We start from the raw sequence: 9,623 nt of genomic DNA, 5'->3' as shown, positions 1-9,623 counted from the left end.
CGGAGTATTTTCGTTCCCCCAGCAGACTGCAGAGGGGATCCGTGATGCCCTGCAGCTGAGCTCCCTGTTTATTGATTTCGAATTTGATGACCACCTGTTTAGCCCATGTGGATATTCTCTCAATGGCATTAAAGGAGATAGATATTTCACCCTGCACATTACCCCACAGGAACAGAGCTCCTATTGCAGTTTTGAGACCAATTTGACAGAAAAGGATTTACCGGCTGAAGTACTCGAGCACTTTTTATTAAAATTACAGCCCGAGCGCTGGGACTTGATCTGTGTCGACCGACCCTTGCTCGTCGCTAAATCGCGAGATAATACCAGCATCAACACCTGTTCTATTACCACAGATGCTGGCTATGATGTTTATTTTAAGCATGTTGATCAACAAGATGAATTGCTTTTCACCCAAATTATATAAATATTTAGACCCGTTGGAGAGTGTATGACCACCATGATAGATAAACCTGACTACTCATTGTATTCCAATGCCTTTGGTTATCTAAGACAACCCCTGAATTTTAATCCCATTGCATCGGATGCCGATGTGGTGATCTTAGGTTTGCCTTTCGATATGGCCACGACAGGACGTTCTGGTGGTCGTATGGGACCAGGCGCTATTCGGCAGGCCTCGATTCATTTAGCCTGGGAAGAGACCCGTTGGCCCTGGGATTTCAAACTTAAGGATCATCTTAAGATCGTTGATGCCGGTGACCTTGTCTATGACTGTGGCGATTCGGCAGATTTCACCCGCAGAGTCGAAGACTTTGCCACGGCCATTCTCGATGCCGGCAAGGGCTTGTTGAGCTTTGGTGGCGATCACTTTGTCACTCTACCTCTGCTCAGAGCACACTTTAAAAAGCACGGTAAGATGGCACTGCTTCATTTCGATGCACACACTGACACTTACAGCCAAGGCAGTAAGTATGATCATGGCACCATGTTTTACCATGCACCGAAAGAGGGGCTCATTTCAACCGCGCATTCGATTCAGGTAGGGATCAGAACCGAATATGATCGCGAATCACATGAGTTTCAAGTGATCGATGCCGCGACTGCCAATGATATGCAAGCCGACGATATCGTGGCACAGATTAAGGCGCGTGTTGGTGACATGCCCTTGTATGTGACATTCGATATCGATTGTTTAGACCCTGCATTCGCGCCGGGCACAGGTACTCCCGTGTGTGGCGGGTTAACCAGTGATAAAGCCATGAAAATTTTACGCGGCTTGCGCGGTATGAACTTGGTCGGTATGGATGTAGTTGAAGTGGCCCCAGCCTATGATTCGGCCGAAATCACCGCTCTGGCGGGGGCGACTCTGGGGCTCGAGATGTTGCATTTGTGGGCAGATAAAAAAAGAAACACCCATAAAAAATAGCGATTAATGACTGGTGTAGGGAAAGTAAAAATGTCGAAACTGAGTGATATCAGGCGTGAATATACCTTGGGTGGACTCAATGAAGAAGATCTTCCAAGTGATCCTATGGTCTTGTTCTCTAAATGGATGGAGCAGGCAAGGGACAGTGACTTGCTGAGTGATCCTACCGCCATGGTGCTGGCCACTGTCGATGCCGATGGACAGCCATTTCAAAGAATCGTGCTGCTTAAACGTTTCGATACCGGTGGCTTCGTATTTTTTACCAATTTAGCCAGCAGGAAGTCACAGCATATCGCCGTTAACTCAAAAGTTAGCATCTTGTTTCCCTGGCATTCACTAGAGCGACAGGTGGCCATCACAGGCGAGGCCGAGGCGTTGTCGACAGCTGAGGTAATGAAATACTTTATCACTCGTCCCAAAGAGAGCCAGATCGCTGCCTGGGTCTCTAAGCAGTCGAGTAAGATCTCTGCAAGACAGGCGCTAGAGAGCAAGTACGCTGAGATGAAAGCAAAATTTCGCAAAGGTGAGGTGCCCTTACCTAAGTTTTGGGGCGGCTATATCGTTAAGCCAACTAGTATTGAGTTTTGGCAGGGAGGAGAGAAACGTCTTCATGACCGTTTTCTCTATACCAAAGAAGCGGCTGGCTGGGATATCTGTAGGCTCGCACCTTAAAGATTCACACATATGCTTACGTAAAAAATGACAGTGGCGATGACACTGTCATTTTTTTACTTGCTTTATCAGCATTTACTTATGTAAATTCATTTATATACTGTCTATACCATTCCGAGTAAGTATCTGATCATTCAGCGGGAGTTCAAAGCACTGTAGGCAAGGTCTATATTTGCTCCTGCATTATTCTACCTTCACCCGTCCATGGGCTCGTACCTCCTGCATCTGACCTCCATGGTCTTAAGCGTTCCATACATTTCCCATATCCCTATGGGTCAGGGAAATGTCTTATTTTGTATGGAACAAAATAGACCATGCAGTCGTATATCGAGAACATTCAACGTAGCATAAAGGGCTTTGCCCTTTGCTTTAAACATCAGCCGCACTGCGTGAGGCTCTCAGTGTTTCCACTTTTGTGTTGCATTGACTTAAAAGGGAATAACCATTTCCTCATCAATGCGCCTTGAATTGAAAAAACTGAGAGTCTCTGAACTGACCAGATACTTATATGGCATGGTATTACTAACGAATCATATTTCGATTATGACAATGAATAGAGGGAGCAAGTATGAATAAGTTATTGATAGGGATCTTGTTATGTTCAATTGGCGGGGCCGCATCGGCGACACCTTGGACTGTTGACAGTAAAAATTCTAATGTGAATTTTATTTCAACAAAGAAAATCAACGTGGCAGAGGTGCATCATTTTAACTCTTTCTCCGGTCAGTTGGATGACAGTGGCAAATTTGCGTTGACTATAGACTTGGCGAGTGTATGGACCAATATTGAGATCCGTGATACCCGGATGAAGGAACTGCTTTTTGAGGTGGGTGTGTATCCGAGGTTAGTGTTGAGCTCAAATATCGACTTGTCTAAGCTTGCCGATATTGCTGTTGGCGGCACGAGTGTCATGGAGTTGTCTGCCGAATTATCGATGCACGGTAAGAAACAGACACTGCCTATTAGAGTCACTATTGCTAAATTGTCAGAAAATCGGCTCTTAGTGGTGAGTATGCAACCCATTATAGTCAACGCGGCGAATTTTGCTTTGACGCCAGGCATTGAGAAATTAACAGCAATCGCGGGCTTGACCTCGATAAGTCAGGCTGTTCCGGTGTCATTTGTATTGAATTTAACCCGTTAAATGCTTGATGTAACAAATTAACTTACCTAGGATGAAAACAGTTTAAAATTTCGATAGACTGGGCGGTGAGCATGGCATCTAGCATGCTCTAATTGAAAAGGTGAATAAGGTTTAAGATGGTTACAGATAAAGATGGATATATGCATCTCATTCAGTACCTCACAGAGCATTTAGGTCTGTTTGAGGGGAAAGAGGTGGTTTCTGTGGCGGGAGATACCGTGATGGAACTATTCGAAGAGCTGTTATCGGCGCAGATCATCATGTTGTGTGGTCAAAATCCTTCTCTGACTTTTGCACAAAGAAATACCATGATCCGTGAAATTGATGCGATAGATCTATGATCTCGAAGAGATCTTAGCCAGTGTAGGCAAAAGAAATGCCACACCCGAGCAGACCTTGTTTATCACTGAATTCTCTGGTTTGATTAAAAACCTGTTCGATCAAGAAATCGCTAAACTTGTGGACGCATCGCAGTAAACATTAGCCAATTTAAATCGTCAATGTACGCAATATGAGTCGCGTTATTGATTCGGGACACTCCTTTATCGACACTTTACTCTAGCTGGATTTTATATTTGGTTACGGTATTTTACATTTCCATTCTTGCTATTTTGGTGGGCAATTCACAATTTTAGCGTGAATGCGTTCGACCTTGGATGGGGTTTTTTCTCATTAGTGGTGCCACTTCCGTTTGTTCCGTTTATACTTGTTTGGCTAGGTGTGCAATTTTCCCGGCACTTCAGGTGCTTTAAAACGGGTGCAGACTTAGGCAAGCACCTGATTCATTATTGGTGTATTTTGTGCCTATTGAGTTTGTTCGTTTTTTATTTTATTGACTGATAGTTCGCTTTTAAAAGGCTTGCAAGGAGTGCAACATGCTAGAAATCTTGGATGGGTTTAATCACGATACCGTGGCGATAAAGGCCTCTGGTGTTGTCACCGGCGATGACTATGACAAGCGTTTATTGCCTGCTATCGAAGCAAGACTTAAAGATCATGCGTCGATCAAGCTTTGGTATGAGTTTGACGAAGGCTTTAAAGGCATCAAGGTGGAAACATTATGGGATGATGCCATGTTAGGTTTTTTTCATTTGACTGATTTTTCCAGAGTCGTCATCATTACCGACAGCGAGTGGATCACTGGCATGGCGAAAGCGATGGCTTATATGATCCCCTGTCCGGTTAAGGTGTTCGATAAAAGCAGCAGCCATTTGGCTGAACAATGGATTGCAGATAACGAAAGTTAATCTCTCGCCATGGTAATGGAAACCACTTTATACCATTCCATATAAGTATCGGGTCGGCTCTTGGGTCGGCCTTTTTACTGTTTGATTTCTTTTTTTTATTTTTGGAGTCGGTAAACATAATACTGAAAAAATAGGTTTATGTATGTTGTTACTCTCTACACCTGCGTTAGCACAAGATAAAACCATCATAGGTCCGACGGCAGAGATGTCTGTGGTCGAGACTAAGTTTACTTATGTCGCACGAATCGATACCGGCGTAGTAGAAAACTCACTTCATGCAGTCGATTTTAACGTCGCCAATGGTGTCGATGACATGGACGCCAATATTGGCAAGATGCTCAGCTTTACCACAGAGAATGAGAAAGGTGTTTCTCATCGCGTACAGGCCATGATTGTCGAGATATCGCTGATCCGTAATGCTCAGGGCAGCGAGAACCGCTATATGGTGGAGCCCACGGTTGGAGAACCTGATCAGGAATATAAGGTGAAAGTGAACCTCAGGGACAGAAGTAAAATGAGTTATAAGTTACTCATAGGACGAAACTGGTTGCAGGGCCATTACCTGGTGGACGTAGAGCGTTAATCAGCAATAGTCAGTAAACATCTTACTTCTGTGTATTTGGCCTGTTTAGAGCTAAGACTTAACTCTCCTTCAAATTCAATTTTCAGCCAGAGGGCTAACTCTGCCAGGGTGCCTGTACTCGTGTGTTCCTTAATCTGCTTGTTTATCTCTTCCAGATGCGAAGGTTCGATACCTAGGCCATTATCCCTGATGCATACCACTAGCTGTTGGCCGTCTTTATGCACTGAGATAGTGATCTCATTTTGCTTTGTGTCCATGGTGAAACCATGGGATAAGGTATTCTGTAACAGTTTATAAAACAGCAGTAACAGCGACCAGGGCGAGACTTGTAAGGTCAATTTCTCAGAACATTCCAGGCTAACCTTCACCTTGTATGCATCGAGTTGTGGGGCTAATACGGCTAACAGATGTTCCACAAACTGGTTGATGTGCACTGACTTAATCGCTTCGCTCTGAGGCACCACAAGGTAGAGCAGGTGACGAAGCTTATCGGTTTGTTCTGTGACAAGGTGCTTAAGCTCCAACAGCTCATCCCCCCGTTGCAATGGGCTATCCAGACTCAGCTTGGTGAAGAGCAGTTCATGCTCTTTGAGTTGTTCGCGTAAGATGTCGGTAATTAGTTGGGGCATTAACTTATGGTTCTGCACCCCGATATGTTGCAGTTGTTGCTGGTGTTTTTCTATGCTAATGCTCGACAGCTCAACCTGGCGTAGCGTCATCTTGAGCTGTTGCACCTGCACCTCCCGGTGAACCAAGTGTTGATTGACTTGTTCAATCTGGTTGGTCAACTCCTGGTTAATCGTTTTTATATGGCTGATATCGAACGCCATGGCGCCCAAAGCAACAATGTTTCCTTCATTATCCTGAATGGGATATTTAGTGATCAGGTAGGTGATTTCACCTTGATTGGTTGGGATGGGTTGCTCAAAACTTTGCGGTGTTTCAGTGTTGGCAATGATCTTGTCATGACTGGCAATGATCTCGGCGATGTGGGCAGGAAAAAGATCCCTGTCTTTAGCCCCGATCACCTTGTCCCGCTCAAGACCTAACACCTCACAGAACTTATCATTCACTAAGGTATAACAGCCTTCTGTGTTCTTAATACAGATGAGATTTTGTGATGAGTTGAGTAGGTCATTGAGCTGGTTTTTATGTTTGTTCAATTGAATTTGAGCGTGTTTTTGCATCGCTAGTTGCTGTTCCAGCGCCAGGTTACTGGCATCTAAACTGGCATAAGCTATTTCAAGTTGTTGATTTCTTCTTGTAAATGCCTTGGCTAGCTTGCCTATCTCATCTTTGCGTTGATTGGCGGTTAGCTCTAATTTCGCTATGTTGCCCTCTTGCAGATACTCAACCATCTTGGAGATGGGTTGGATAAATAATCTATGCTGGAACATAAATAGCACGACAAGGGCAATCAATTGAGTTAACAGCAAAAGCATACCTATTTTTGCCGCAATTGCATGCTCTTTATTACCCACTTCACTCAGTGGCGTCACTAAGATTATTTTCCAGTAGGTTCTGGGCATGTGAAATACTGAGACTAATACTGGCTCATTGAGCAGAGGGTCTTGGTCTAAGACAAAGCTAGTGATGCGTTCAGAATTTGGCGATATTCCCCTAGCATTGGCATTGATAAGCGCCGAGAGCCTGTCTCGTTTAGATACATCCAGGGTATTTAACAGAGTATCGAATTGGGTTTTATCATAGGTGCTGCTCGACCTCGCATGCTTTAGGAATTGCGCATCAATTTTCTCTATCTCAGCCAGGATTGAGGCGTATGCAGGATGATCTTGGGTGAATGTCTCGAAGGGAAGACTCAAGTAAGGCGAGGGTTTACTTGAGTCTTGCTCCTCTGAATCATAGGGATGAGCCAAGAGGTTGTTGTTACTATCGAGTGCAAACAGATAACCTTGGTGCAGCGCTAACTTATTAAAAAATGATTTTAGTGATGAAAGCGCCAGATCGACCGTCGATATTCCGATAAATTGGTGCTCTAACCACATGGGGACCGAAGCGGTGATCATGGTTTCATTGGTATGTGGATCGATATAGGCATCGGACCAGTAGGTGGTGCCGACAGGATAAAAACGCGTCGGTTTGTACCAGAGTGCTGAATGATAGCCTGATCCATGGGTATTATCATATCCGTAGACCAGCTCAAATTTATTTTGCTCATTACGAGCCCAGAAGTAACTGTTACGCAGTTTAGATGAATCGAACGCACCGGGCTCTGGCCATATTCCTCCCCCCGCTATCAGAGATTTTTGTCCATCGGTATTGAGGAGGGCGGGGATGATCTCTTGTAGTTGCGATGGAGAATGTGCATAAGTGACGCCTATAGAGGCCATTGAGGCGGCGAGGGCTTCAATTTTTGATGTGATTTGCTGCAGTTGAGCGACTATGGTCAAGCCTAAATTTTGGCTCAAGGACACTTGGGTCTCCTGATGGTGCTTCTTCTCTATGGATAGAATAAGCCAGGTACTCGACGCGATGATCAGGACTACGATACAGAACTGAATGATAGAAAACTTAAAGGGTAAGCTGTTCAGCCAATGTGTGTTGAAAGAGCGCGGGTCATTGGGGCCATTATTTCCCATTTAGGCATACTTCCTTTTTACTCTCATCATTGAGATAGTATTCTACCATAGATGAAAAACATCAGGTTTAAATCAGGTCGAAGTTTAGCCTGAGTGATTCGGTGGATTGGAAAAATTAACAAGCCCTGTGGCTTAAGCATAGGGCTTGTTATTTAAATTACTTACTCAGGTATAACTCTTGAAAAATTAAATTTTGAGTCCTACCAGCAGTTGATCTAGCTGCTCCGCAGTAGCATGCAGTTCATCACAACCCGATACCGAGTCATTAGCAGATTGTTCAACGTTATGGGATTGGTTGCGGATCTCCATTAAGTCTGTCGCGATCTCGTTTGCCACTGCCGATTGCTCATCGGCGGAGGTGGCGATGAGCACACTCATCTCATATACACGGCTACTGTGTTCGGCAATGGCTTTTAAGTCATCACCGGTATCGAGCACGTGCTTCTTACCTTCGTTTGCCTTGTCTACGGTGCGCTTCATCACTTGAGTTAAGTCTTGTGATCCCGTCTGCAGTGCCTCGATCATCGATTTAATCTCGACAGTCGCCGCTTGAGTTCGTCCCGCTAGGGTGCGGACCTCATCGGCGACAACGGCAAATCCACGACCTTGCTCACCGGCGCGAGCGGCTTCGATGGCGGCGTTGAGTGCCAGCAGGTTAGTCTGTTCAGAAATCGAATTAATCGTGGTAACCACAGCGTCAATTTTTGCCGCATTTTCATTTAGGGTATTCACTGCCGTGGAGGCCTCACCTATTTCATCTGATAGCATCTCGATGGCGTTAACTGTGGTGGCTATATCCTTTGAACCCGCATCAACCTGAGCATTGGCCTCTTGCGTCTCAATAGATGACTGCTCGGCATTACGCGCCACCTCTTTGACCGCAGCCGTCATCTCTTCCATGGCCGTTGCCAGTGAGTCGAGATGCTGTCTCTGACTAGAGGCCAGAGACTGACCCTTCTGGGCATTTTGACGAAATGACTGCACCACTTGACGGATCTGCATGCTGGCCTGACTCAGTTCAGTCACTAAATTATGTTGACGCTCGACCAAGGTATCTATGCTGATGGCTAATATACTGAACTCATCTTTTACCTCGAAGAAGTTGAGTCTTCCGGTCAGATCGCCATCTGCCGCTCTCTTAAGCGCCATCACATTCGTGTAGAGGGCACCACCGACGAAAGAGGCGATGTAATAGTTGGAAATAATGATGATTAAGACGAGTGTCATAAAGCAGGCTATGACATAGCCCCAAGATCCATCCATAACGCTGTTGAGATCACTCACTGTCACGACAGCGGCAACGCCGTTTCGATCCAGAGAACCTATGGCTTGAGTCTGATAATTATCGCTGACGATGCCACCACCTTGATTGGCCGCCTTAGCTTGATCCCGAGATAGATTCTGCTCATTGATAACCAGCTGAAGTCGTGTCAGTTGGTGTAGATATTCGGCTTGTTGCTCCTCAGGGATATATTGAGCGCTGAGTGTCACTATCTCGTCGATGGCTCTTGTTTGTTGCCGGGCCGCATCATGCTGGCTCTGGGTTATCTGCAGCATAAATTGGCTATAGAGGATGAAGGAAAGCCCTATTAAGGTGAGAATGGGAATAATGGCCAGGATGGCGAATTTAGTTTTCAGGGTCATTTTTATAAGAAACTGGTCTATCCAACGAAATTTCACTTGTTTCATAGCACTTCTCTGTTGCTGAATGTCATTACACATGTATATCGGGTCTTTGGCCAATTTCTTGACCTGTATTTAGTATTCATGGGTTTGAACGTTCAATGTTTGTGCGTATTGTTAGCTAAATGCGTGTTTTGCCACAACTACTTTACATTAGTAAAGGGGGGGGGGGGGGAGTTCGAGCCTTATTCACACATTGGCTATGTAATTTCCGATGCCGAGGGATATATATTGGGGATATGAAGGCGATATCTAGGTTTTATGGGTAAAAAGCGTAAATTAGCCCTAGTCAAAATCGATGAGCTCACGT

Annotated in this window: 6 protein-coding genes and 3 pseudogenes; 7 read left to right on the top strand and 2 right to left on the bottom strand. The window is 45.0% G+C overall.

From position 1 onward, the window contains the following. The 7 genes and pseudogenes from KT99_RS16790 to KT99_RS16760 form a co-directional block, all read left to right on the top strand. Positions 1–424 (top strand): annotated as a pseudogene (locus KT99_RS16790) (adenosylmethionine decarboxylase); the annotation flags it as partial. Between the two features lie 24 nt (positions 425–448). Then, entirely contained in the window at positions 449–1,384 is a 936-nt protein-coding gene (speB, locus tag KT99_RS16785) for an agmatinase (RefSeq protein WP_005502358.1), read from the top strand. A 30-nt stretch (positions 1,385–1,414) separates the two neighbouring features. Beyond that, the gene (gene pdxH, locus KT99_RS16780; protein WP_005502357.1) at positions 1,415–2,056 is read left to right on the top strand and encodes a pyridoxamine 5'-phosphate oxidase; all 642 of its coding nucleotides are present in this window, start codon (positions 1,415–1,417) and stop codon (positions 2,054–2,056) included. 568 nt (positions 2,057–2,624) lie between these two features. Beyond that, on the top strand, positions 2,625–3,200 hold the full coding sequence (locus KT99_RS16775) for a YceI family protein (RefSeq protein ID WP_005502356.1): 576 nt from the start codon (positions 2,625–2,627) through the stop codon (positions 3,198–3,200). Positions 3,201–3,316: 116 nt separating this feature from the next. After that, a pseudogene (locus KT99_RS16770) lies at positions 3,317–3,677 on the top strand (DUF3802 family protein). A gap of 398 nt (positions 3,678–4,075) precedes the next feature. Beyond that, positions 4,076–4,447: an STAS/SEC14 domain-containing protein gene (locus KT99_RS16765; protein WP_005502354.1), complete on the top strand. Its 372-nt coding sequence runs from the start codon at positions 4,076–4,078 to the stop codon at positions 4,445–4,447. Positions 4,448–4,622: 175 nt separating this feature from the next. Then, positions 4,623–5,030, top strand: a pseudogene (locus tag KT99_RS16760) (putative ATP-dependent zinc protease); the annotation flags it as partial. On the opposite strand, the gene KT99_RS16755 reads toward KT99_RS16760, so the two are convergent. Both KT99_RS16755 and KT99_RS16750 read right to left on the bottom strand, forming a co-directional pair. Further along, complete coding sequence (locus tag KT99_RS16755) at positions 5,027–7,630, bottom strand: PAS domain-containing protein (protein WP_005502352.1); 2,604 nt, start codon at positions 7,628–7,630, stop codon at positions 5,027–5,029. The pseudogene KT99_RS16760 and the gene KT99_RS16755 sit on opposite strands and share 4 nt — an antisense overlap. A 186-nt stretch (positions 7,631–7,816) precedes the next feature. Further along, the gene (locus KT99_RS16750; RefSeq protein WP_040572135.1) at positions 7,817–9,319 is read right to left on the bottom strand and encodes a methyl-accepting chemotaxis protein; all 1,503 of its coding nucleotides are present in this window, start codon (positions 9,317–9,319) and stop codon (positions 7,817–7,819) included. Between the last annotated feature and the right edge of the window lie 304 nt (positions 9,320–9,623).

This window comes from Shewanella benthica KT99, from assembly GCF_000172075.1.
Classification (GTDB): Bacteria; Pseudomonadota; Gammaproteobacteria; order Enterobacterales; family Shewanellaceae; genus Shewanella; species Shewanella benthica_A.
The sequence above is the reverse complement of the archived record's forward strand: the minus strand, read 5'-3'. Positions and strand labels throughout refer to the sequence as shown.